Annotated in this window: 18 protein-coding genes and 3 pseudogenes; 4 read left to right on the plus strand and 17 right to left on the minus strand. The window is 66.7% G+C overall.

The window, feature by feature from the left end; all coding sequences use genetic code 11:
* Positions 1-50 precede the first annotated feature (50 nt).
* The 3 genes from Q9Q79_RS19690 to Q9Q79_RS19700 all read right to left on the minus strand — a co-directional run bounded on the left by Q9Q79_RS19690 (position 51) and on the right by Q9Q79_RS19700 (position 2,736).
* Positions 51-1,784: an ATP-binding protein gene (locus tag Q9Q79_RS19690; protein WP_188246426.1), complete on the minus strand. Its 1,734-nt coding sequence runs from the start codon at positions 1,782-1,784 to the stop codon at positions 51-53.
* A gap of 1 nt (position 1,785) precedes the next feature.
* Entirely contained in the window at positions 1,786-2,112 is a 327-nt protein-coding gene (locus Q9Q79_RS19695) for a hypothetical protein (protein ID WP_099527226.1), read from the minus strand.
* A gap of 180 nt (positions 2,113-2,292) precedes the next feature.
* Entirely contained in the window at positions 2,293-2,736 is a 444-nt protein-coding gene (locus Q9Q79_RS19700) for a hypothetical protein (protein WP_223846451.1), read from the minus strand.
* On the opposite strand from Q9Q79_RS19700, the gene Q9Q79_RS19705 reads away from it, so the two are divergent.
* Positions 2,704-3,276 carry a YdcF family protein gene (locus tag Q9Q79_RS19705; RefSeq protein ID WP_224119435.1) on the plus strand — a complete coding sequence of 191 codons (573 nt, stop codon included), beginning with the start codon at positions 2,704-2,706 and terminating at the stop codon, positions 3,274-3,276. The two genes, Q9Q79_RS19700 and Q9Q79_RS19705, sit on opposite strands and share 33 nt — an antisense overlap.
* Here the strand turns inward: Q9Q79_RS19705 and Q9Q79_RS19710 are convergent.
* The 3 genes and pseudogenes from Q9Q79_RS19710 to Q9Q79_RS19720 all read right to left on the minus strand — a co-directional run bounded on the left by Q9Q79_RS19710 (position 3,239) and on the right by Q9Q79_RS19720 (position 5,384).
* The gene (locus Q9Q79_RS19710) at positions 3,239-3,940 is read right to left on the minus strand and encodes an alpha/beta hydrolase (protein WP_043034459.1); all 702 of its coding nucleotides are present in this window, start codon (positions 3,938-3,940) and stop codon (positions 3,239-3,241) included. The genes Q9Q79_RS19705 and Q9Q79_RS19710 overlap by 38 nt on opposite strands.
* A gap of 128 nt (positions 3,941-4,068) precedes the next feature.
* Positions 4,069-4,834: pseudogene (locus Q9Q79_RS19715) on the minus strand (ATP-binding cassette domain-containing protein).
* Between the two features lie 172 nt (positions 4,835-5,006).
* Complete coding sequence (locus Q9Q79_RS19720) at positions 5,007-5,384, minus strand: hypothetical protein (protein ID WP_043034456.1); 378 nt, start codon at positions 5,382-5,384, stop codon at positions 5,007-5,009.
* Between the two features lie 159 nt (positions 5,385-5,543).
* Here Q9Q79_RS19720 and Q9Q79_RS19725 point away from each other — a divergent pair.
* Together Q9Q79_RS19725 and Q9Q79_RS19730 are read left to right on the plus strand one after the other, a co-directional pair.
* A pseudogene (locus Q9Q79_RS19725) lies at positions 5,544-5,772 on the plus strand (IS5/IS1182 family transposase); the annotation flags it as partial.
* Positions 5,773-6,458: 686 nt separating this feature from the next.
* A pseudogene (locus tag Q9Q79_RS19730) lies at positions 6,459-6,569 on the plus strand (YbjQ family protein); the annotation flags it as partial.
* Between the two features lie 35 nt (positions 6,570-6,604).
* Here the strand turns inward: Q9Q79_RS19730 and Q9Q79_RS19735 are convergent.
* Both Q9Q79_RS19735 and mgtE read right to left on the minus strand, forming a co-directional pair.
* Positions 6,605-9,331 (minus strand): bifunctional acetate--CoA ligase family protein/GNAT family N-acetyltransferase, encoded by a 2,727-nt coding sequence (locus Q9Q79_RS19735; protein WP_099524098.1) that lies wholly within the window; start codon positions 9,329-9,331, stop codon positions 6,605-6,607.
* Between the two features lie 189 nt (positions 9,332-9,520).
* The gene (mgtE, locus tag Q9Q79_RS19740; RefSeq protein WP_065183617.1) at positions 9,521-10,891 is read right to left on the minus strand and encodes a magnesium transporter; all 1,371 of its coding nucleotides are present in this window, start codon (positions 10,889-10,891) and stop codon (positions 9,521-9,523) included.
* 344 nt (positions 10,892-11,235) lie between these two features.
* Here mgtE and Q9Q79_RS19745 point away from each other — a divergent pair, with 344 nt between their 5' ends.
* Positions 11,236-13,014 (plus strand): monovalent cation:proton antiporter-2 (CPA2) family protein, encoded by a 1,779-nt coding sequence (locus Q9Q79_RS19745; protein ID WP_049427090.1) that lies wholly within the window; start codon positions 11,236-11,238, stop codon positions 13,012-13,014.
* A gap of 134 nt (positions 13,015-13,148) precedes the next feature.
* Here the strand turns inward: Q9Q79_RS19745 and Q9Q79_RS19750 are convergent, their stop codons facing one another.
* The 9 genes from Q9Q79_RS19750 to Q9Q79_RS19790 form a co-directional block, all read right to left on the minus strand.
* A complete protein-coding gene (locus Q9Q79_RS19750) occupies positions 13,149-16,487 on the minus strand; it encodes an ankyrin repeat domain-containing protein (RefSeq protein WP_099562687.1) in 3,339 nt (1,112 codons plus the stop codon).
* Positions 16,480-16,740 carry a YcgL domain-containing protein gene (locus Q9Q79_RS19755; RefSeq protein ID WP_005411593.1) on the minus strand — a complete coding sequence of 87 codons (261 nt, stop codon included), beginning with the start codon at positions 16,738-16,740 and terminating at the stop codon, positions 16,480-16,482. Before Q9Q79_RS19755 ends, Q9Q79_RS19750 begins: the two co-directional genes overlap by 8 nt.
* Before the next feature lie 160 nt (positions 16,741-16,900).
* Positions 16,901-17,341 (minus strand): hypothetical protein, encoded by a 441-nt coding sequence (locus tag Q9Q79_RS19760; protein WP_005411594.1) that lies wholly within the window; start codon positions 17,339-17,341, stop codon positions 16,901-16,903.
* Between the two features lie 62 nt (positions 17,342-17,403).
* Positions 17,404-18,642, minus strand: a complete 1,239-nt coding sequence (locus tag Q9Q79_RS19765) for a beta-ketoacyl-ACP synthase (RefSeq protein WP_201861923.1) — start codon at positions 18,640-18,642, stop codon at positions 17,404-17,406.
* Positions 18,642-19,373: a 3-ketoacyl-ACP reductase FabG2 gene (locus tag Q9Q79_RS19770; protein ID WP_201861924.1), complete on the minus strand. Its 732-nt coding sequence runs from the start codon at positions 19,371-19,373 to the stop codon at positions 18,642-18,644. Before Q9Q79_RS19770 ends, Q9Q79_RS19765 begins: the two co-directional genes overlap by 1 nt.
* Positions 19,370-19,825, minus strand: a complete 456-nt coding sequence (locus Q9Q79_RS19775) for a hotdog family protein (protein ID WP_005411597.1) — start codon at positions 19,823-19,825, stop codon at positions 19,370-19,372. The genes Q9Q79_RS19770 and Q9Q79_RS19775 overlap by 4 nt, the downstream gene beginning before the upstream one ends.
* Positions 19,822-21,006, minus strand: coding sequence for a beta-ketoacyl-[acyl-carrier-protein] synthase family protein (locus tag Q9Q79_RS19780; RefSeq protein WP_005411598.1), 1,185 nt, complete (start codon positions 21,004-21,006; stop codon positions 19,822-19,824). Before Q9Q79_RS19780 ends, Q9Q79_RS19775 begins: the two co-directional genes overlap by 4 nt.
* Positions 21,003-21,560, minus strand: coding sequence for a DUF3261 domain-containing protein (locus Q9Q79_RS19785; RefSeq protein ID WP_005414865.1), 558 nt, complete (start codon positions 21,558-21,560; stop codon positions 21,003-21,005). Before Q9Q79_RS19785 ends, Q9Q79_RS19780 begins: the two co-directional genes overlap by 4 nt.
* A complete protein-coding gene (locus Q9Q79_RS19790; RefSeq protein ID WP_049459615.1) occupies positions 21,548-22,798 on the minus strand; it encodes an NAD(P)/FAD-dependent oxidoreductase in 1,251 nt (416 codons plus the stop codon). Before Q9Q79_RS19790 ends, Q9Q79_RS19785 begins: the two co-directional genes overlap by 13 nt.
* Positions 22,799-22,848 lie beyond the last annotated feature (50 nt).

The raw sequence follows: 22,848 nt of genomic DNA on the forward strand, positions 1-22,848 counted from the left end.
TACGGATCGGAATCGGTAGGTGCCGCCCTTGGTCGGCACCTACCGGACGGTCAGCGCTCGGCAACACCGCGCAACATATCCAGGACGCTCTCGATGTCCAGTGGCTTGCACAGAAACCCAGCCGCGCCCAGCGCCTGCGCCCTGTCAATCACCTCTACCCGGGTGTCTGCGCTCATCACCAGAACGGGAGGCGCCGCAGGGTCCCTGACCAGCGCCTCCAGTACGTCCCATCCACTGCAACCTGGCATGTGCAGATCCAGCAGAACTACGTCGGGCGCCAGCGCCTTGATGACGGCCTGAGCATCGTGACCATCTTTCCGGAAGCTGAGGCGATGGCCTGCACACTGCAGCAGGTGCTGCACCACCTCGCGGTTGGTCTCCACGTCTTCGAACAGCAGGCAGTGCAGCGGACGAACCACCGCCGCGTGCAACTGGAAAAGCTCACCCAGGGAAGGAAGCGGCTCAGCCTCATCGGCCACGGCAGCAGCGAAGCACCACACGAATGAGGCGCCGCCGACATCGCTGCGGCCGACGCTGATCGTTCCGCCCATGGCATCGGAAATCAGCCGAACGATGTACAGCCCGAGCCCGACGCCCTGTTCGCAACGTGCTTCGCCCTGACTGACCTGCACGAAAGGCGAGAAAATCATGTCTCTCTGCGCTTCGTCGATGCCCGTCCCGGAGTCGCAGACCGAGATCCGCACCTGCCAGTCATCCACCGCTCGAACGGCGCCAACCGAGACCCTCGCCTCGCCCGCCATGGGACTGAACTTGATGGCATTGCAGAGAAGATTGGTCACCACCTGTTCGATGCGACCGCCATCTGCCAACAGCCATACGTCTGCTCTCCCCACATCCACCTGCAGTACCACGCCTTTGTCTGCAGCCGCAGGCATGCAGCTCGCCTGCGCCGCCTCGATGATGGAACGCAGCGAACAAGGATGTGGCCGCAGTTTCAGCTTGCCACCATCAATGCTGGCAACATCAAGTACATCATCAATGCGACGTCGGAGCGCCTGGGCCTGCCCTGCAACGGTGGCCAGTGCGTGTCGCTGGGCAGCACTTGCCGTATTGACCTCCAGAAGCTGGATGCCGCTGATGATGGCATTGAGCGGCGTGCGAAGCTCATGACTCATGGTGCCGACGAATCGCCCCTGCGCCTCACGCGACGCAATGGCACGCAACGCGATTTCGCGCATCGCTGCCACCAGTGACGCCACGACCAGCGGCAACAGGATGGTCAGCGCCAGCGCATAGGCCAGATAGGCGGGCCGCGAGAACCAGTAGCCTTCGGGGGCTGCCCAAAGCAGCGCCACGGCCGTTACCGCGATTGCCGGCGCCATGGCCTTGCGTCCGTAAGCCACCGTCGCGGCGATGACGAGGAACGGCAGGATTGCATTGAGTGCCATCAACAGGATGAAGGCCGCGTGCACCTGGATGGCCACCATCGCCAGACTGAGCAGAAGACCCGCCGCGTCGTACCACGTGTCGTGACGCGCCCTGCGAAGCTTTACAAAGAGTGCCCACGCTACAGATACCGCCAGAAGTACAACGGCGGCCGGCAGCACCCGCGCTGCCTCATCGGCCAGAACAGGCTGAGGGCCATCGATCCAGAGCCAGCACCACAGCACCGCAAGCGCCTGCAGCAGCACCCGGAACCCACTGGCGCGCGGCTCCTGGAAGCATGACAGCAGTAGAGCCAGACGATGCATTTCCAGCACGCGCGCAGCATGCAGCAGCGCTGCCGGGGACGACATTGGAGAGGGCGTGTACGGATCATGCATGTCAGCGCCCCCCGGTCAGTGATTGACCTGTCGTGCGTCCCAGAAGGCGCTTTGCCGAGATTGCCAGCGCGCAGCCGCGCAGCCGCACGCTGCCGATGGCTTCGCCGGAGCGGAGAGCATCAGCCAGATTTTCGCAGGCATCGGCAATCCTGCAGCTGCCCAAGGCCGAGGTCACACTTTTCAAGGCATGCATGCGCGAAAGCTCCTGTTCCAGGCAACCCGGGGATTCATTCTCCGCAGCGCTCATCCAGCGCGAAATCGCCTCGTCCAGGTCAACGACAAACGATGAGAACTGGTCTGGCGCGGTCGCTGCAATCAGGTTGAGCATCGATCGCTCCCCGAGCTCAGGTCCGTCTGCAGGATGTCGCCGCGGCTCTACGCCTTGCGTTGAGTTCAAGCGTCGCATTGCTTTCCTCTGCTTGTCGCATTCAACACCTGAAGAGATGCGTTTCCGCGTTCCGCGACGCCCAAACAGAGGCCTGAAGCGACAACGTGCGGAGCGTACGGACTACTGCATCCGTTGATGGATCTGCAGGAACAGCTGCGGAAACATGCTACCCAGCAGATGCCCGCCTGCAACCGCGAGCAGGATGGCGCCCACGATGGCAACACATCTGACCGGGAGTGACATTCGCTTCAGATCCATGGCATCCAACATGGAAGCAACGATCGCGTAACGCCATCGGATTCCTTTCAAATTTTCCTGAGGTTCGACATGCTCGCCCTGACACTCTTTCTGCTGCTCTCGTGTGCGGTTCTGGTTCGAAAGCGACACGTGCGTAGCGGCGCCCTGCTCGCCGTAGCGCCACTGGCCATCCTGGCCAGCGCGAGCGCGCCCATCACGCAACTGCTGCTGGACCTGGCACAGGACGCGCCGCCAAGCACTGCAACAGCGCACCATCCACGCACGGCGATTGTCGTGCTGGGCGCTGGCATCGATCAGGACGCTCACGGCTCCAGGCCCGGCCTGGCTGGCTATAGCCGGTTGATGGCCGCAACGCAGCGCTACCTCGCCTGCGAACGCACCGGTGCATCCTGCGTGGTGCTGGTCAGCGGTGGCGCTACTGCGCCAGACAATGCCGCAGAAGCCAACGTCTACGCGCGTGAACTGATTGCGCTGGGCGTGCCTGCGGAACACATCATCCGCGAGCACGCCAGCGTGAACACCTGGCAGAACGCCAGCAACAGCAGCCGAATGATCCAGCGCGACAGTGTCCGGGTAGTGCTGGTGACCTCTGGCCTGCACCTAAGGCGAAGTCTGATCTACTTCCGGCACTTCGGTGTCGTGGCCGAGGGCTTGCCCAGTGATCGCCTCCGCGCCTCGCCGGGGTGGCTTCCCTCTGCGTACAACCTGCTGCTGATCGAAGTGATGCTGCACGAGTACATCGGCGTCCTGCGCTACCACGTTTACAACGGCATGGGTTGGAACGAGGAATCCATCAAGCTGGACAGTGTCACGCCTGCAGCAACCACCCACGCATCGCCGCACTGACCTCGTCCGGCTTCTCCATCGGGGCCAGGTGCCCGCAATCGGGCACCACCACCAGCTGCGAGTGCGGCACCATCGCGTGCATTTCCTCGCTCATTGCGAGTGGCGTAATGCGGTCGTTGACGCCACATACGATCAGCAGCGGGTCGCGGTAACCAGCCAGCACATCGTGGCCATCGCGGCGTTCCAGCGCGCTCTGGCGCAGGAACACTTCCGCGCCCAGGCGGGCGGTCATGTCACGCACACGTTGCACCAGCACGTAATCATCCAGCCGCGAGGCGTCGATGTAGCTGCGCATCAGGGCATCGCCGAAGCCGTGGAACTTCCCCGGCAGGCGCACGCTGGCGCGCTGGCTGCGGCGTTGTTCGGCACGTTCCGGTGAATCGGCGTGGATCGAGGTATCGATCAGCGCCAGCTGCAGCACACGCTCCGGCGCGATGCGCAGGATCTGCTGGGCGACGAAACCACCCAGCGAGAACCCGGCCAGCGCAAAGCGCTCCGGCGCCTGCGCCAGCACGTCCTCGGCCACCGCCTGCAGGGTCTCGCCGCGGGTCTGGTCGCCTACGGTGCAATCGGCAATGTCGGCCAGATCGGCCAACTGCGCGCGCCACAGTTCGGCATCGTTGAGCAGGCCGGGCAGCAGCAACAGGGGGATACGGTCGGTCATGGGGGTATTGTCGCGCCGGTGCGGTGGCGGCGCCATGCCAGCGACCGCGCCAAGCGCGGCGACGTGCCGCCGGATGAGCCAGGCGCGCCGGACCCGCGCCCGCTTCTGGATACCCTGTGGGACGCGAGTCAGACCGATGCCGCGACGCATTCCTCGGCGTCGGAAGCAGGCGCCGTCGACGCCCCACGCTGGGGCCGCACCTCCTGGACGATCCGCCCCTGCTCCATCACGAGCACGCGGTCGGCGCTGTTTATGGTCTCCGGCCTATGGGCCACGATCACCTTGGTCAGCTCCATACGCTGCACGGCTTCGTTGACCAAGCGCTCGCGCATGACATCAAGATGGCTGGTGGCCTCATCCAGAAACAGAATCCGTGGCCGGCGGTAGAGGGCGCGGGCCAGAATCACTCGCTGCTTCTGACCGCCTGAAAGCGAGTTGCCCATGTCTCCGATAAGACCGTGATAACCCATCGCCAGCCCCGCGATATCGTCGTGCACGGCTGCCATCCGAGCAGCTTCCTCGATGCGCTGTTCATCGAAGCCGCTATCGAAGCCGCTGATGTTGTCGGCAATGCTCCCGGCAAACAACTGGTCATCCGGGATCGCATCAAGCTCGCTGACCCGGGCGAACAGCCGCATCGAAGCGATCTCGTGCAGCGCTTACTACATGCCCGGATCGCTCCAACGCATATCACTGCTGCAGCAGGTGGGTGCGCACCATCGTCTCCATCGCATACTGCGACTGACCCACGCGACCCGAACGCGGGTAATGTGGCTCGATCCGAGCCAGCAGTGCCTTCCATGGCACTACCTAGTCCACCTTGTAAAGGAGAATCTCGCGCCGAGTCTGCTTGCGCTTGCCCAGACCCTGCGTATCGCCAAATGTCAGCTGCATGGATGGCTTCTCAACGTGTGCCTCTATTGTCTCTCAGGCCGCCGGCCAGCGGACAGCACTACCGAAGTAGTTGTTCAGAGCATCCGTAGATGCAGGTCATGAGGACGACAAATCTCGCTCAGCCATCAGCGACCAATGGACTAAGAATAAGCAAATCTATAGATAAATAACGTTAGTCATCCCCCTCGACCTGTATATCGACCTTATCCCGAAAAATAACTGAAATTAAAGACAGGAGCAGAGCTGGAAGCCCCAAAAGAAGCACGAACGACAAAGGCGCACCGAACGACCATAGAGCGGCCGAAAACACGACAGCCGAAGCCCCAAGCAGCAGGAACGAGCACTTAATTTTCCCTATTAGCAGGTAACTTGCCGTCGAACACATCAGCGAGAATGCGGCAACAGAAACTCCGACCTCCTGAGGAACCTGCAAAGGCTCAGCACCCCGAAGCGCCGCCACCAGCATCAGCGCTGAGGCAGACGCCATTGCTACCAGGGAAATAAAATAGAACTTGCCATGCCGCCCATCAAATCCATCAGTAATCTTCATATCGACCCTCAAAGGATCGCAGGGCGAAAGCCCCGCGATCCAGCCAATGATTTACCAGCGCCAAGGATGTTCTGAACAGCTCCCTGCGAACTGTGCAGCAGTGCCCGCCACAGATTGCCGCTTCGGGGGACACTATTGAGTCGCGTAGTGGAATACATCATACGGCTGACATTTGGGGATGCGCAGGGCCTGGGCAAGCGCAAGCAGACCCGGCGCGAGATTCTCCTTTACGAGGTGGACTAGGTAGTGCCATGGAAGGCACTACCGGCCCGGATCGAGCCACATTACCCGCGTTCGGGTCGCGTGGGTCGGTCACCGTATGCGATGGAGACGATGCTGCGCATCCACCTGCTGCAGCAGTGATATGCGTTTGAGCGATTCGGGCATGTAGCAAGCGTTGCACGAGATTGATTCGATGCGGCTGTTCGAACGGCTCACCAGTCGTTCTCAGGTCAAGATGCCCTGCATAACTCGCGTGGACTCCATGCCAAGCGTCGAGAAGAGTCATGACGATTGCTCTGGTCCATCAACTGCCGCATTGAAACCAATACGGACTTGGCGTCCTTGCAGGAATCAGCCGCAGCTGCAGCTCAAGCGGCATCCTTGCAAAGTGATCATTTCGACGCGTGCTCTTCCCGAATCCGCTCGCGCCTGACGTCGGCACGCCTGGCTATCACAATGACAACCGCTCCTATGAACAAGAACGGCAAGGTCCGACCGTCTGCAGTTGCCGCCACCATAGCTAGGCAGCACACGCAGATGGCGAAGGTCTTTTCGTTGATACCTTGGATCCTCACAAATTTCCTCATGCCTGCAACATCGGGAAACATCTTCTTTCAATAAGGTCACGAAGGGTCGCCGCCACGCCGTGGCGCAATGGTAGCGTTGCTTCTTCGCTGAGTTGAAGAGCGAAATGCGTCAGTAGCCGCTTCTTTCCTTCTGGTGATTCAGTCACTCCTACGCAAGAGACACAGCAGGCACCCGGTACGCCGACATGCGTGGACCACTCGGACGTCACTGGCGTAGGGTATAAGCCATCGTTGTAGTCTATATTCAATCGTCGGAACGACTGACAGCAGCGCAATCATCAGCATGAGCTTGCTTTACGACGCCACCGATGTGATGACTGGACTGACCGAGGTGCTGTGCTATGGCACGGCGGTGGTGGTGGAACCGTTGCGCTGACAAGGCCGCCGGGCATGGCCCGGCGCTACCCGGAATCACGCCGCTGGCGGGATCTCGGGCACCTCTACCTGCTGCACCGGCAGGGTCACCATCATCACCGTCGGGTCATCCGGGTCCAGCTTCGTCTTGAAGCCCAGGCTCTGGCACATCGCCAGCATGGTGCTGTTCTCGCGCAGCACTTGGCCTTCGACCACGTCCAGGCCCAGCCACTTGGCGTACTCGATCATGATTGCCATCAGCCGCCAGCCGATGCCGTGTCCCTTCAGGTCCGAGCGGATCAGGATACCGTACTCACCGCGGTGGTAATCGGCATCGGCGTGCAGGCGCACCGCGCCAAGCATTTCGCCACTGCGCGGTTCGATCGCCACCAGTGCGATCGAGCGTGCGTAGTCGAGCTGGGTCAGGCGCGCGATGAACTCGTGGCTGAAGTGCTTCACCGACTGGAAGAAACGCAGGCGCAGGTCCTCGTCGCTGACGCGGGCGAAGAACGCACGGAACAGCGCGTCGTCCTCCGGCCGCACCGGACGCACGAAGGCGCGGCCGCCATCGGACAGTTCGATGGTGCGCTCCCACTCCTTCGGGTACGGGAACACCGAAAAACGCGGATGACCACGGCCCTTGTGCAGGATGCGCGACGGCGCCACCGCCACGCGTGCGTCGAGGGCGAGGATGCCCTTGCCGTCGACCAGCAGCGGATTGATGTCCAGCGTACGCACTTCGGGAATGTCGGCGGCCAGCTGCGCCAGCTTGACCAGCGCCAGGGCCAGTGCGCGCTCGTCGGCGGCAGGCACATCGCCATAGGCCTTGAGGATGCGCGAGGCACGGGTCTGGCCGATCAGCTCATGGGCCAGGCGCAGATCCAGCGGCGGCAGCGCCAACGCCTTGTCATTGATCACTTCAACCGCGGTACCGCCACGGCCGACCACGATCACCGGGCCGAACGTCGCGTCATCGGCAATGCCGACGATCAACTCGCGCGCCTTCGGGCGAACGATGGTCGGCTGCACCAGCAGGCCATCGATGCGCGCATCCGGCCGCAGCTGGCGTGCGCGCGACAGGATCGCGTTGGCCGCGCTCTGCACCGCCGGCAGCGTGGACAGGTTCAGGCGCACGCCGTCCACTTCCGACTTGTGCGGAATGTCCGGGGACAGGATCTTCAGCGCCACGCTGGCGCCACGCTCCAGCAACGGCTGCGCCAAGTCCATTGCCTCGTGCGCATCGCGCGCGTGCATCACCGGCGCGGAGGGAATGCCGTAGGCCTTGAGCAGTTCGTGGGTGGCCAACGGGTCCAGCCATTGCTGGCCGTTGGCCAATGCCGCATCGACCAGCGCGCGTGCGGCCGCAGCGTCGACACTGAAGTCCTGCGGCAGGCTGGGCGGTGTTTCCATCAGGGCGTTCTGCGCTTCGCGGTAACGCACCAGATGCTGGAAGCCGCGCACCGCTTCGGCCTCGGTCGGATAGGTCGGCACCCGTGCCGCGTTGAGCGTGGCGGTGGCCTGGTCATCATTGCCCAGCCACACCGCGAATACCGGCTTGTCGCGGTGATGGCGCGGGCGCAGTCCGAGCGTGCGGGTAAGCGCCTGTGCAGCGTCTGCGGATGAAGTGAATGCGGTCGGCACGTTGACCACCATCACCGCATCATTCTCGTTGTCGGCCAGCAGCGCCTCGATGGCGGCGGCATAGCGATCACCATCGGCGTCGACCACGATGTCGACCGGGTTGCTGCGCGACCAGCCCTGCGGCAGCACGGCGTCGAGTTTCTCGACCGTGCTGTCGGACAGGTTGGCCAGCGTGCCACGCAGTGCAATGAGCTGGTCCACGGCCAGGCGGCCGACACCGCCACCATTGCTGAGAATGGCCAGGCGACGACCGGGGAAGGTCCCCAACCGGCCCAGCGATTCGGCGGCCGTGAACAGTTCGTCCAGCGCGCCCACGCGCAGCAGGCCGGCGCGGTTGAACGCGGCGCCATACACGTCGTCGGCGCGGGCCAGGGCCTGCACATGGGTATCGCGGCTGCCCGGCTGCACGCGCTCGGCGCGGCCGGACTTCACCACCACCACCGGCTTGGCGCGGGCGGCGGCACGCGCGGCCGACATGAACTTGCGCGCATCCTTGATCTGCTCGACGTAGAGCAGGATGGCGCGGGTGCGGTAGTCGGTGGCGAAGTAGTCGAGCAGGTCACCGAAGTCGACGTCCATCGTGTCGCCCAGCGAGACCACCGCGGAAAACCCGACCGAGCGGGCCACGCCCCACTCCACCAGCGCGGCGGCAATGGCCGAGGATTCGGAGATCAACGCAAGATCACCGGCCTGCGGGAAGTGCGCGGCGATGCTGGCATTGAGCCGTGCGTGCGGTGCAATCACACCCAGGCAGTGTGGGCCGAGGATGCGCAGGCCATGCTTGCGCGCCACCGCCTCCACCTGCGCCGACAGCGAGCCCGGGCCTTCACCCAGGTGGGCGGTGAGGATGATTGCGGCCTGCACGCCGCGTTCGGCAGCGGTGCGCACCACCTGCGGCACGATCGACGCCGGCGCGGTGATCACCACCAGATCCGGCACCCAGTCCAGGTCCTTCAGCCGCTTCACGGTGCGGATGCCATCGATTTCGGCATGCCGCGGGTTGATCCACGCCACCCTGCCGGGGAAGCCGGTGCCGCGCAGGTTGCGCATCACCGCACGTCCGGCCGAGCGCTGACGCGGGCTGCCGCCGATCACCGCGACCGACTGCGGACGGAACACGGACTGCAGGTGGTAGGTACTCATGCGCCTACGGTAACCAAATTCCATGGCGATGGGGTCAGATCCCTTCCCCAGGAAAGGGCTCTGACCCTTGCGTGAACCTTGCGTGCCGACCAAGGTCGGCAACTACCGGGGCACGGTGCTTCAGGGGTCAGAGCCCTTCGCTGCGCGAAGGGATCCGACCCCGTAACCGACCCCGTAACCGACCCCGGTTTACAACAGTGTGCCGTGCAGGATCATCGCGGCGATGCTGAAATAGATCACCAGCCCGGTCACGTCCACAAGGGTGGCCACGAACGGGGCCGAGGCACTGGCCGGGTCGAAGCCGAGCCGCTTCAGGATGAACGGCAGCATCGATCCGGACAGCGAGCCGAACGTGACGATGCCGACCAGCGCCGCACCGATGGTGATCGCCAGCAGGATCCAGTGCTCGCCGTAGTCATGCAGGCCACCCAGCTGCCAGATGACGATGCGCACGATGGCCAGGCAGCCGAGGATCGCGCCCAGCACCATGCCGGTGGGCACTTCGCGCAGGGCCACCTTCCACCAGTCGCGCAGGCGCAGTTCGCGCAGCGCCAGGCTGCGGATCAGCAGCGAGGTGGCCTGCGAACCGGAGTTGCCGCCCGAACTCATGATCAGTGGGATGAACAGGGTCAGCACCACCGCACGCGCCAGTTCGTCCTCATAGTGCTGCATCGCGCTGGCGGTCAGCATCTCGCCCAGGAACAGCACGCTCAGCCAGCCGGCGCGCTTGCGCAGCATCTCAAAGAAGCCGATCTGCATGTACGGCTTGTCCAGTGCTTCCATGCCGCCAAACTTGTGCGCGTCCTCGGTGGATTCCTCGATCAGCGCATCCAGTACGTCATCGACGGTGACGATGCCGAGCATCTGCTGCTGCGCATCGACCACCGGGATCGCCAGCAGGTCGTGGCGACGGATCAGCCGTGCCACTTCTTCCTGGTCCATCAGTGCGTCCACCGTCACCGGTGGATTGACCTGGGCCACGTCCAGGATCGACTCCTCCGGCAGGCCGGTGATCAGCCGGCGCATGGTCACCACCTGCTGCAGCTGCTGGCTGGCCGGCTCCAGCACGTAGATCGCGTACACCGTTTCACGGGTGCGCTCGACCTGGCGGATGTGCTGCAGGGTCTGCGCCACGGTCCAGCTGGCGGGTACCGCCACGTACTCGGTGGTCATCAGCGCACCGGCGGTGTTCGGCGGGTAGCTGAGCAGCTTCTGGATGGCCTGGCGGGCGTCGGTGCCCAGCAGCGGGATCAACCGCGCGCGTTCTTCCTCATCCAGCTCATGGACGATGTCGGTGGCGCGGTCGTCGGCCATCAAGCCGAGCAGGGCGGCAGCGCGCGCCGGCGGCAGCGCAGCCACCAGTTCGCCGCTGCGGTGCAGTTCCGGTGCTTCCAGCATTTTCACTGCACGCGGCAACGGCAGCGCAGCCAACGTTTCCGCGGCGCGGGTCAGTTCCAGCGTGTTGAGGAATTCCACCGCATCGGCGGTGTTGAAGTTCGCCAGCGGCGCGGCCAGTGCGGCGGCATCGGCCACCGGGCGCAGCAATTGCTTCTGGTTCATCGGGTTTGCCTTGTGGGGGTGCGACCTCGCGCAACGCCAACGCAGGCAAACCGTCCCGATGTCAGGCGGTGGCCATCGCTGGCGTCGAACGAGGTCGACTTCTACTGTCGCTGGACATGGGTTGGGGACTCCGGGATGCGTGTGCCGACGGACGCGCCGCCAGCGGCGGGCAGTCTGGACCCGTGGACCATGCAGGTCAACCCGGTCCCGCCGCGGCAGCACCCTGCCCGCAGGTTGTTCTCGTGCGTACACAGGCCGGCGCGCATAATGGCGCGGTGGTGTTCGCCACGCTTTTCCCAACCCGAACGGACGCACAGCGGCTCCCCCGATGACCAGGTATTCCCATGCATAGCGGTGGTCTGGAACTGGCGCTGGTGCTGCTGCTGGCGGCGGTCATCGCCGTGCCGGTGTTCAAGAAGTTCGGTTTCGGCGCGGTGCTGGGCTACCTGGCGGCCGGTGTGGTGCTGGGCCCGGACGGGCTGGGCTTCGTGCAGGACGCCGACCGCATCCTCGGCGCCGCCGAGATCGGCGTGGTGATGCTGCTGTTCGTGATCGGCCTGGAGCTGTCGCCGGCACGCCTGAAGGTGATGCGGCGCTCGGTGTTCGGTGCCGGTGCGGCGCAGGTGGCGCTGTCCGGGCTGGTGCTGGGCGGCGTGCTGCTGCTCGACCACTTCCAGTGGAAGAGCGCGCTGGTGGTAGGCGTGGCGCTGGCGCTGTCATCCACGGCGGTGGGCCTGCAGCTGCTGTCCGAGCACAAGGCGATCAACAGCGACCATGGCCGGCTCGGGTTCGCCATTCTGCTGTTCCAGGACCTGATCGCGATCCCACTGCTGGCGGCCATCCCGCTGCTGGGCGGGGTGAAGAACGAGACCCTGCGCTGGGAAGATGCGGCCGTGGCGCTGGGTGCGCTGGCGGTGGTGATCCTGTGCGGACGACCGGTGCTGCGCAAGGTGTTCAGCATCATCGCGCGCACCCGCAGCCCGGAAGTATTCACTGCCACCGCCCTGCTGGTGGTGCTGGGCACCGCCTGGTTCATGCAGGAAGCCGGCCTCAGCCCCAGCCTCGGCGCGTTCCTGGCCGGCGTGCTGCTGTCCGATTCGGAGTTCCGGCATGAGCTGGAAGCGCAGATCGAGCCGTTCAAGGGGCTGCTGCTGGGCCTGTTCTTCATCGCGGTGGGCATGGGCATCGACCTGGACCGCATCGCCGCCGAGCCGTGGCTGATCGCCGCAGGTGTCGGCATCCTGCTGGTGGTCAAGTTCAGCCTGCTCTACGCGGTTGGACGTGTCGCCCGGCTCAGCTCGCGGCAATCGCTGCTGCTGGGCAGCGTGCTGTGGCTGGGCGGCGAGTTCGCCTTCGTGGTGTTCAACGAGGCACAGCGCGCGCACCTGCTGGGCAACGCCAACCACGACCGGCTGGTGGCGATCGTCGGCCTGTCGATGGCGATCACGCCGCTGTTGATGATCGCGCTGCTGAAACTGCTCGGCCAGGAGAAAGCTACTCCGCGCGAGCCGGCCGAGGCCGACAAGGTGGCGCCGGACAACCGGCCCAAGGTGCTGATCGCCGGCATGGGCCGCTTCGGCCAGGTGATCGCGCGCCTGCTGACCGCGCAGAAGGTGCCATTCGTGGCGCTGGAGGCGAACCCGGATACCGTGGCCGACCTGCGCCGATTCGGCAACCAGCTGTATTACGGCGACCCGACCCGGCCGGAGATGCTGCGCGCGGCCGGGGGCGAGCACATCGATGTGTTCGTGATCACCGTGGATGACCCGGAAACCAACCTGCGCGCGGTGCGCATGGTGCGCCGGCTGTACCCGGACGCGACGGTGCTGGCGCGTGCACGCAACCGCCAGCATGCGTGGCGGTTGATGGACATGTCGGCCGAGCCGTTCCGCGAAGTGTTCGGCACCAGCCTGGAGATGAGCGGCCGCGTGTTGACCGCGCTGGGCGTGGCACCGGATGTGGCCGAGCGCCACGTGCAGCGCTTCCGCGAGCACGATGAGCAGCTGCTGCGCGACCAGTACCTGGTGTACGACGACGAGGCGGCGGTGATCCAGACCTCGCGCGACGCACGCAACGACCTGATGCATCTGTTCGAGGCCGACGCGGAAAGCGACGGCAAGTAGGCGTGCCGACCAACGGTCGGCACCCACCCGATCAATGGCGGACCCGGTAGTGCCGGCCGCTGGCCGGCAATCCCGTCATCCCGGAGATGTCATGAGGTAGCCGGCCAGCGGCCGGCACTACCCTTTTCCAGCGATCAACCGTTGTCGCGCAGGAACCGCGCCATCGACGAGACACCCGGCACGCGCGGTTCAAACTCGCCGGCCACGTCGATGAAGCCACGCATCACCGCGATCTCGCGCGGGCTGCGGTTGAGGCTGTCGCGCGCCTCCGGATCGGCACCAGCGCGCAGCAGGCGCTGCACCAGCAGCGGCAGGCCGTGCAGGGCCGCGAGGTGCAGCGGTCCGAAGCCGCGCGGATCACGCACCTCAAGGCTCACGTCTTCGTCCAGCAGGCGTTCCACCGCTGCCATCACCACCTGTTCGTCGCAGGCGGTGCCGGGCTCGGCGCGTGCGCCCAGCAGCAGCAGCAGCGGCGTGACCGCACCGGCCGCGGCCTGGTCCGGTTCGGCACCGGCCAGCAGCAGGGTGTCGAGCAGGGCGAGCAGGCGCGAGCGGTCGCGGGCACTGAAGCCATACAGCGCGGCACAGTGCAGCGGGCCCAGCTGCTGGGCGTCACCGGCGTGCACGTCGGCACCGGCGGTGAGCAGGCGCGCAACGATGTCCGGCAGGCCCAGCGCGGACGCCAGCATCAGCACGGTCACTCCGCCCGGCAGGCGGTGTTCCAGCTTGGCGCCAGCGTCGAGCAGGGCCGAGACGATGTCCACCTGGCGCATGCTGACCGCCGCCGACAGCGGCGTGGCACCACTGGCCGCTGCATGCTGCGGATCAGCGCCACGCGCCAGCAACAGGTCGGTCACCGCCAGATGGCCACCGCCGGCGGCACGCAGCAGCGCGGTGCAGCCCTGCGCATCAACCGCATCGACGGCGAAGCCCAGGTCGATCAGGCGGCGTACCGCATCCACGTCACCGGCCATTGCGGCGGCCGGCAGATCGGACTCGCGCAGGGTGCGACGCGGCAACGGCCACACCCGCCAGTCCAGCCAGTCGGCCAGGTCGCGGCGACCAATCGACAGCGCCACGCCCAGCGGCGTCTGGCCATCGGCGGCGCGTGCTTCCGGCGAGGCACCGTGCTGCACCAGCAGCTTCAGCGCGCCTTCGCGGGCCAATGCGGTGGCCAGATGCAATGCGGTCATGCCATGGCTGTCGCGCGCTTCACGATCGACGCCCGCCTTCAGCAGCGCCTGCTGCAGGCGCAGCCAGCCCAGGCGCACCGCCAGCGACAACGGCGGATCACCGGCCGGCGAAGCCGCGAACGGATCGGCGCCACGCTCCAGCAATTCCAGCGCCAGCTGTTCCAGGCCACGGGCGGCCTGGTCGTGCTGCGCACAGGCCGCCAGGAAGCGTGCCAGGCCACCGCGTCCGGCCGGCGACAAGCCACGCTGCAACATCACCTGCAACGCCGGCACCGCATCGATTCCGCGCGACAGCAACGCGAACATCGGCGTATCGGAACAGGCGTCGCGCACGTAGGGATCGGCGCCGTGGCCCAGCAGCCAATCCACCGCGCGTGGCTCCAGCGCCAGCTCGGGGTCGAGCAGCAGGCCGCCCAGTTCTTCCGGCTGGCACAGCTTGGCCAGCGCGGCCATGCCTTCGGTGTTGCCGAAGCCCAGCGCCTCGCGCAGCAGGGTCAGCGGCGGGCGGTCCGGCAGCAGGCCGCTGGCACTGGCGGCTTCGCCACGCTCGGCCAGGCCGTCACTGACCGCGGCCGGCAACGGATAGGACGGATCCAGCAGGGCGACAATCGCCCAGCGCCCGGCTTCGGCAGCGTAGTCCACTGCACGGCGACCGACCGGATCGGTCGCGTCGGCGGCGATGCCCAGCTCCACCAGGCGCTTGACCAGCAACGGCGAGACATCCTCTGCCATCACCGCCAGCTGCACTGCGTTGCGCCCTTCGCCGTCGACGGCAACCAGGTCCGGCTTGTGCGGCAGCAAGTGTTCGACCACCGCGGCGCGCCCGGCACGGGCGGCTTCCAGCCAGGGCGTACGCCCGAGTGCATCGCGTGCTTCCAGGTTGGCACCGGCGGCCAGCAGCACGCCGATGATTTCAACGTGGCCGGCCAGCGCCGCCTCGTGCAGCGCGCTGCGGCGCTGGCGATCACGCGCGTCGGCACGCGCCTTGTGCTTGAGCAGCAGCTGCACGCCAGCCGGATCGTCGTCTTCGGTGGCGGCGGCGGCCAGCAGCACCGGGGTACCCTCTGCCGGTTCGCTGCGCGCACCGCGTTCGAGCAGGAAGCGGGCCAGGCGCCAGTTGCCGACCTGGCAGGCCACGGCCAGCGGCGACCAGCCCTCGTTGTTCAGCGCATCGACTTCGGCGGCGGCATCGCGCAGCAGCGCGGCCACGCCTGGGTCGGAACTGCGCGCGGCATGGTGCAGCGGGGTGTTGCCATCGCTGTCGGTGGCACGCGAATCGGCACCGTTGGCGAGCAGGGTCATCACGGCTTCGGGGCGGCCATGCCAGCTGTCGCGGGTGGCGGCCAGCAGCGGGGTCATGCCCCGGTGCGGCGCGTTCACGTCAACGCCGCGGGCAATCAGTTCGCGCAGCAGGCGCAGGTCCGGCAGCACCGCCGCCAGCACCGCCAGGCTGCGCTGGTCTCGCCAGTTCGGGTCGGGCAGCGCATACGGATCGGCGCCGGCCTGCAGCAGCTGCAGGCCGCGGTCGATGCGGCCGTGGCGGGCGGCTTCATACAGGGCCGGGGTCAGCTCCTGCGGTGCCATCGCCTCCAGCGGCGCGGTCTCGGCCGCGGCAGCGAACATCGGTTCGTGCTCGTTGCTGGCGGTGGCCAACGGGCTGGGGCGCAACGACACCAGCGGCGCCGGCGCGACCCGTTGCAGCAGCAGGTGCAGCACGGGAGACACCACCACCACGGCCAGCGCAGCGGGCCAGCGCGCGCTCTCCGGCAGCAGCCCCGGCCAGGCCGGCAGCACCACCAGCGCGGCCAGCGCGATCACCAGCGCCGCCACGCCGAGACCGCGCCAGGCGGTCAGGTCGCGACCGGCCAGCGCCTGCCAATGATGGGCCAGGCGGCCATCAAGCCGTTCGACATCGTTCCACAACGGCCAGGTGCGCCAGGCAGCGAGCAGGCCGGCACTGACCAGCACGCTCAGGCCCAGCACCGCCGCAAGGCTGCCGCTGTCACGCAGCGCCGCCAGCGGCCAGGCCAGCAGCAGCGCCAGCAGCAGCGGTGCGGCCGCCCACAGTGCCAGCAGCGCCGGCAGGTCCTGGCGTGCAACCACCTTCAGCGGCAGCAGCGCACGGCTGCGCCGCCACCACGACACGCCCAGCGCGAACGCCGGTTGCGCCAGGGCGGCGAGGATGGCACCGGCAACGCCGCCCACGGCAGCACCCAGTGCCAGCAAGGCGCCCACGGCGAAGGCGATCGACAGGGCGCGCGGACGGGAGACGTCAGTCATAGTGGCGCGGCATCAGGCTGGCCACCGACGGCGGCACCTGCAGGTAGAACCCGCGCTCGCTCATGTCACTGCGAACCTTGTCCGGGTCGGCCTGGGCCAGGCGACGCTGGGCATCCAGGGCCACGTCCAGGACGAAGGTGAGCGCACCCAGCGAGGTGAGCAGCGGCGCAGGCAGCGCGCTGAAATCATCGCGTCGGGGAACGTAGACGTAGGTGTCAGGCTTGAGTTGGCTTTTATAGACGTAGGCGTGCATGTCCGCGGGACGATAACCCGGGAAGAGCCATGATTGTGTCGGAAAGCCGACACCGGGGAAAGCCGTCGGCCGACGATGGCGGCGTGATCGACGGCGTTTCCCCGACGGGGTTCAGCAATGTGGCGGCGGCGTTCAGGCAACGCCGCTGCCCTGCGGTCGCTTACTTGACCTTGGCGTAGGTGCCCTTCAGCGCCACGCCAGCGAGGATCGTACCGGCATAGCATTCGTAGTTGGTGCTGCTCTTGAACTCGTTCTTCTTGTAGTAGCTGACGATGTCGACCACCGCGTTGGCACCGCGCGACTTGGCGCCGTCCTGCAGTGCGCGCAGCGCCGACAGCGCGACCCAGCGGCAGGCCTCGGCATCGCTCTTGTTGGCGGCGTTGGTCTTCTTGTTGGTCACGTCCTCGCCCAGGCGCTGCTGCACGCTGACCGGCTGGCCGGCCAGGTAGAAGCGCACGCTGCCGTCGATGCCGGCGTCCCGGGCGGCCTGCGAGGTGACCAGCTCCTGCAGGGACTGCTCAACGCGGGTGTCGCGGGCGGAGGCGGTGGAGGTCAGGGCCAGCAGTGCAGTGGCCGTGGCGATCATCAGGGTGCGGCGCATCGGAACATCTCCTTGTCGGGGGTGCGGGTGGGTTGAGGAAAAAGGCGGGATGGGACGGTGGATCATTCGCTCCAGCGGCGGAACACCAGCGAGGTGTTGATGCCGCCGAAGGCGAAGTTGTTGCTCATCACGTACTCGGCCTGCAATTCGCGGCCCTGCCCGGTGATGAAGTCGAGCTGGCCGCAGCGCGGGTCAACCTCGGCCAGGTTCAGCGTGGGGGCGAACCAGCCGGCACGCATCATCTCGATGCTCAGCCAGGCCTCGAACGCACCGCAGGCACCGAGCATGTGGCCGACGTAGCTCTTCAGCGAGCTGATCGGTACGCGGCTGCCGAACACCTGCGCGGTGGCCTGGGTCTCGGCGATGTCGCCGTGATCGGTGGCGGTGCCGTGGGCGTTGACGTAGTCGATCTGCGCCGCCTTCAGGCCCGCATCCTCCAGCGCCAGGCGCATGGCCTGGGCCATGGTGTCGGCGCTGGGCTGGGTGACGTGCTGGCCGTCGCTGTTGGTGCCGTAGCCGACCACCTCGGCAAGGATGGTGGCACCGCGCGCCTGCGCGTGCTCCAGGTCTTCCAGGATCAGCGTGCAGGCACCCTCGCCCAGCACCAGGCCATCGCGGCCGGCATCGAACGGGCGCGGCGTGGTCTGCGGCGCGTCGTTGCGCACGCTGGTGGCGAACAGGGTGTCGAACACCGCCGCAGCGGTAGCGTCGAGCTGCTCGGCACCACCGGCGACCATCACCGTCTGCTTGCCGCTGCGGATCGCTTCATAGGCCGCGCCCACGCCCTGGCTGCCCGAGGTGCAGGCGCTGGAGGTGGTATAGACACGCCCGGACAGGCCAAAGAACACGCCGATGTTGACCGGCGCGGTGTGGCTCATCATCTTCAGGTAGGTGGTGGCGCTGATGCCTTCGGTGGTGAACTCGTTGAGCATGCGCCCGAACTCGCCGGTGGCTTCGTGGCTGCCCGACGAGGAACCATAGGCCACGCCGGTGCGACCGCTGCGCAGCACCGGGTGCTCGTGCAGGCCAGCTTCGCGCAGCGCCACTTCGGTGGCACGCACCGACATGATCGCGACCTTGCCCATGGAGCGGGTGGTCTTGCGGTTGTAGTTCGGCGGCAGCGCGAAGTCCTGCGCCGGCGCAGCCAGCTTGGTGTTCAGCCCGGCATAGACATCCCACTCGGGCATCGCGCGCACCGCGTTGCGGCAGCTGCGCAGGTGCGCCTCGATGGTCGGCCAGTCATGGCCGAGCGGACTGATCGCGGACGCACCGGTCACCACGACGCGACGATCGGTGGCCATCAGAGCATGCCCCCGTTCACCGAGATCACCTGGCGGGTGATGTAGCCGGCCGGTTCGGACAGCAGGAACGCCACCGTGGCCGCCACTTCGTCGGGACGGCCGACGCGGCCGGCGGGAATCAGCTTGAGCGCGTGTTCAACCACTTCATCGTTGAGCATTTCGGTCTCGATCAGGCCCGGGGCCACGCAGTTGACGGTGATCTGGCGGCTGGCCAGTTCCAGCGCCAGGGCCTTGGTGGCACCGATGATGCCGGCCTTGGCGGCACTGTAATTGACCTGCCCGCGGTTGCCGGCCAGTCCGGACACCGACGACAGGGTGACGATGCGGCCCGGCTTGCGCCGCCGCACCATCGGCATGATCAGCGGATGCAGCACGTTGTAGAAGCCATCCAGGTTGGTGTGGATGACCTGGTCCCAGTCTTCCGAAGAGAGCGCCGGGAAGGCGCCGTCGCGGGCGATGCCGGCATTGCAGACCACGCCGTAGTACGCGCCGTGCGCTTCGACATCGGCCTCCAGCGCGGCGCGTGCGGCCTCGCGGTCGGCCACGTCGAACATCAGTACGCGGGCCTGCTGGCCCAACGCGTGGATCTCGGCCACCACGGCCTGTGCCTCATCCAGGCGGCTGCGGCAATGCACCACCACGTCGAAGCCATCGCGCGCGATGCGCAGCGCGATGGCCCGGCCGATGCCCCGGCTGGCGCCGGTCACCAGCACGCTTCGATTCCCTGTCATGCCTGTCCACTCTCCAGATAGGCCATCGCATCGGCCGGTTCGAACACCGACACGTTGGCTGTCGCCCATTCGTCCTCGCCCGCCAGGATGCGGCAGGCGAACATCCCCAATCCATTGTCACCCAACAGCTCGCAGCGCGCCTGTACGCGCAGCCGCGAGCCGCTGGGGAAGCTGCAGCGCGCGCTGTTGTAGCGGCGGCTGCCGAGCAGGAAGCCCAGCTGCGGCGGCTTGCCGGCTGCACGCGCACGGCAGCCGGCCCAGGCCGCGATGGCCTGTGCCATGTATTCGATTCCCACCCAGGCCGGTACTTCGTGGTTTTCCACGAACAGGCCGGCCTCGGGCACCACCAGTTCCGCCTCGATGGTGTCCTGGTCCCAGTGCGTGATGCGCTCCAGCAGGCACATGTCCTGGCGGTGCGGTACCACCTCTTCAATTGCATACAGCATGTTCATCGACGCTCCAACGCCAGCACGGCATTGCTGCCGCCGAAAGCGAACGAATTGCTCAGCACCCGCCGCGGTGCCTGCGCCAGGCGGGTGGCTGGTGCGACCAGCGGCAGTGCCGGCAGCGCGGGGTCTGCCACGCCGTCCCACCAATGCGGTGGCAGCTGCTGCTGCGGGTTCTCGGCCAGCACGATCCAGCACAATGCAGCTTCGATCGCGCCCGACGCACCCAGCGTATGGCCGGTCAGGGGCTTGGTCGAACTGGCCCGAATGCCGTTGCCCAGCACCTGCGAAACCGCCAGGCTTTCCATCGCATCGTTGTGCCCGGTGGCGGTGCCATGCAGGTTCACGTAGTCCACTTCATCGGCCGCCCAGCCGGCGCGCTGCAGCGCCTGCTGCAGGGCATCGATGGCACCCAGGCCCTGCGGATCGGGGGCGGACATATGGTGAGCGTCGGCCGACTCGCCCCACCCGGCCAGGCACACCGGACCCGGCTCGCGGGTGAGCAGGAACAGCGCGGCGCCCTCGCCGATGTTGATACCGGCGCGGTGCTGCGAGAACGGATTGCAGCGCAGGGCCGACACCGATTCCAGCGCGCTGAAGCCGGCCACGGTGAAGCGGCACAGCGAATCCGCGCCGCCTGCGATCACGGCGTCGACGATACCGGCTCGCAGCATGCGTGCAGCCGACATCAATGCCTTGGCACTGGACGAGCAGGCGGTGGACAGGGTCCACGCGGGCCCCTGAGCGCCGCTGCGCTGGCGCACGAACTGCGCGGCAGTACCCATTTCCTGCTGGGCGTAATCGAAGCCCTGCGGCCACTGGCCCTGTTCGGCGTGGGTGCGCAGGGCCTGCTCGGACTCACCAATGCCCGAGGTGCTGGTGCCCAGCACCACCGCCACGCGCTCGGCGCCATGGCGGGTGATCGCGGCGGCCACCGCCGGAGCGATCTGCGCCAGTGCCACGTCCAGCAGGGCGTTGTTGCGCCCGCGCAGGGCCACCGGCAGTTCCTCCAGCGCCGGCAGTGGCGTGCGTACTTCTCCCAGCGCCAGGGTGCGCCCCGGCAACAGGCTGTCGTTGTCACTGAGCCCGCCCGGCACGTCGGCGAACATCGCCGACGCGACAGCGGCGCGGCCATCGCCGAGCGCGCAGACCACGCCCAGGTCGTTCAGGTAGATCGGTGCACTCATCGGTCCTGTCCGGCCATGTCGATCGATTCGATGCGCAGCGCATAGCCTTCGGCACGGTTGTCCAGCTGCACGCTGCCATCGTCCAGGCGCTGCAGTTGCAGCCACACCGTGCCATCGCGCGACAGGCTGCGCTGCTGGCCGTCGTCGCTGACCTGCCAGTCGGCCGGCAGCGCGGCGGCGATGGCCGCGGTCGGCCACAGCGCGAACTGCAGGTCATCCAGCACACGCTCGGCACGTACCTGCGGCGGCAGCCACGGCGCGCGCTGCTGGGTCAGCTGCTGGCCGTCCCACTGCAGGCGCACGCCGGTCTGGCCCATCGCCTGCACCGCCAGCTGCACCTGCTGCGCGTCGGCCTCCAGCAGCGCGTCGAGGTCGCGCTCATGGCTGCCAAAGCGGAAATGCAGCTGCTGCTGCAGGGCCAGCGGCGCCGGCAGGCTGGCCGGCGACAGCCGCAGCGGCGGCAGCTCCACCTGGGGCTTGGGCATGCGCCCGGCACAGGCGGCCAGCAGCAGGCACAGCAGCAGGGCCGCAGTACGGAAGATCAGGCGCTGCACAATTCCTCCAGCACGCGCATGCGGCGACCACTTTCATCGGCCACATACGGATTCTTGGTGTCCCAGGCGTAACCGGCCAGGATGGAGCTGATCATGTCGCGCACTTCGGGCTGCTGCTGCGGGTGGTAGATGATCTTCTGGAAGCCGCCCTGGTACCAGCTTTCCACGAAGCGGCGGAAGGTCTTCACGCCGGCGCGCAGCGGGATCGAGAACTCAGCTTCCCAGTCGACGGTTTGGCCGGCATAACGGCGCTTGAGGCACTCGCTGGCCAGCTGCGCGGACTTGAAGGCAATGGTCACACCGGACGAGAACACCGGGTCGAGGAACTCGCCGGCGTTGCCCAGCAACGCGTAGCCGGGGCCCCACAGCGAGCTGACATTGGCCGAGTAACCCGTGATGCGGCGCACCGGCAGCACCGCCCATTCGGCATTGGCCAGCAGACGGGTCAGGTTGGGGTCCTCGCCGACGATGGCCTGCAGCTTCTGCAGGTCGTCGCCGTCGTAGCGCTCGAAGAACGACGGCTCGGCGACCACGCCCAGCGAGCAGCAGCCGTTGGAGAATGGAATCGTCCAGTACCAGACGTCGATGTGTTCGGGATGGGTGGTGATCAGGATCTTGTTGCGGTCGAAGTCGGCTTCGGCCGGAATGTTGTCGCGCACGTGGCAGAAGATCGCGCCGCGCACCGGGAAATTGGATGGCGATTCCAGCTGCAGCAGGCGCGGCAGCAGGCGCGCGAAGCCCGATGCGTCGAGGATGAAATCGGCCTCGATGCGGTATTCGCTGCCATCCGGGCGGCGCACGCTCACCGCAGGCTGTTCACCGGGTTCGACCGACAGCACTTCATCACCGAAACGCAGCGTGGTTCCCATGCGCTCGGCGCCGCGTGCCAACACGTTGTCGAAGTCGGCGCGCTGCACCTGGTAGGTGGTACCCCAGCCCGGCGAGAACTTCTTCCGGAAGTCGAAGGCAGTACGCGCTTCACCGTGCACGAAGGCCGCGCCGTTCTTGTACTGGAAGCCGGCCTCGACCACATCCTGCAGCAGCCCGGCTGCTTCGATGTACTCCATGCTCTGCGGCAGCAGGCTTTCGCCGATGGAGAAGCGCGGGAACTGCTGGCGCTCCAGCATCAGCACCTGGCGGCCCTGCTGGCGCAGCATCGCCGCGGCCACGGAGCCGGCCGGGCCTGCGCCGATGATCAGGATTTCAGTGCGTTCGACAGCATCCACAGCAGTACTCATCGGGGCGTCCTTGTTGCTCGATCAGGGGAAAGAAGAGAAGCGGAAGGCGG

This window comes from Stenotrophomonas sp. a6 (assembly GCF_030913325.1).
Classification (GTDB): Bacteria; Pseudomonadota; Gammaproteobacteria; order Xanthomonadales; family Xanthomonadaceae; genus Stenotrophomonas; species Stenotrophomonas maltophilia.

Coding starts and splice junctions, on each gene's coding strand:
- Q9Q79_RS19690 (WP_188246426.1), bottom strand. CDS start 1,784: ATGCATGATCCGTACACGCCCTCTCCAATGTCGTCCCCGGCAGCGCTG.
- Q9Q79_RS19695 (WP_099527226.1), bottom strand. CDS start 2,112: ATGCTCAACCTGATTGCAGCGACCGCGCCAGACCAGTTCTCATCGTTT.
- Q9Q79_RS19710 (WP_043034459.1), bottom strand. CDS start 3,940: ATGACCGACCGTATCCCCCTGTTGCTGCTGCCCGGCCTGCTCAACGAT.
- Q9Q79_RS19720 (WP_043034456.1), bottom strand. CDS start 5,384: ATGAAGATTACTGATGGATTTGATGGGCGGCATGGCAAGTTCTATTTT.
- Q9Q79_RS19735 (WP_099524098.1), bottom strand. CDS start 9,331: ATGAGTACCTACCACCTGCAGTCCGTGTTCCGTCCGCAGTCGGTCGCG.
- mgtE (WP_065183617.1), bottom strand. CDS start 10,891: ATGAACCAGAAGCAATTGCTGCGCCCGGTGGCCGATGCCGCCGCACTG.
- Q9Q79_RS19745 (WP_049427090.1), top strand. CDS start 11,236: ATGCATAGCGGTGGTCTGGAACTGGCGCTGGTGCTGCTGCTGGCGGCG.
- Q9Q79_RS19750 (WP_099562687.1), bottom strand. CDS start 16,487: ATGACTGACGTCTCCCGTCCGCGCGCCCTGTCGATCGCCTTCGCCGTG.
- Q9Q79_RS19755 (WP_005411593.1), bottom strand. CDS start 16,740: ATGCACGCCTACGTCTATAAAAGCCAACTCAAGCCTGACACCTACGTC.
- Q9Q79_RS19760 (WP_005411594.1), bottom strand. CDS start 17,341: ATGCGCCGCACCCTGATGATCGCCACGGCCACTGCACTGCTGGCCCTG.
- Q9Q79_RS19765 (WP_201861923.1), bottom strand. CDS start 18,642: ATGGCCACCGATCGTCGCGTCGTGGTGACCGGTGCGTCCGCGATCAGT.
- Q9Q79_RS19770 (WP_201861924.1), bottom strand. CDS start 19,373: ATGACAGGGAATCGAAGCGTGCTGGTGACCGGCGCCAGCCGGGGCATC.
- Q9Q79_RS19775 (WP_005411597.1), bottom strand. CDS start 19,825: ATGAACATGCTGTATGCAATTGAAGAGGTGGTACCGCACCGCCAGGAC.
- Q9Q79_RS19780 (WP_005411598.1), bottom strand. CDS start 21,006: ATGAGTGCACCGATCTACCTGAACGACCTGGGCGTGGTCTGCGCGCTC.
- Q9Q79_RS19790 (WP_049459615.1), bottom strand. CDS start 22,798: ATGAGTACTGCTGTGGATGCTGTCGAACGCACTGAAATCCTGATCATC.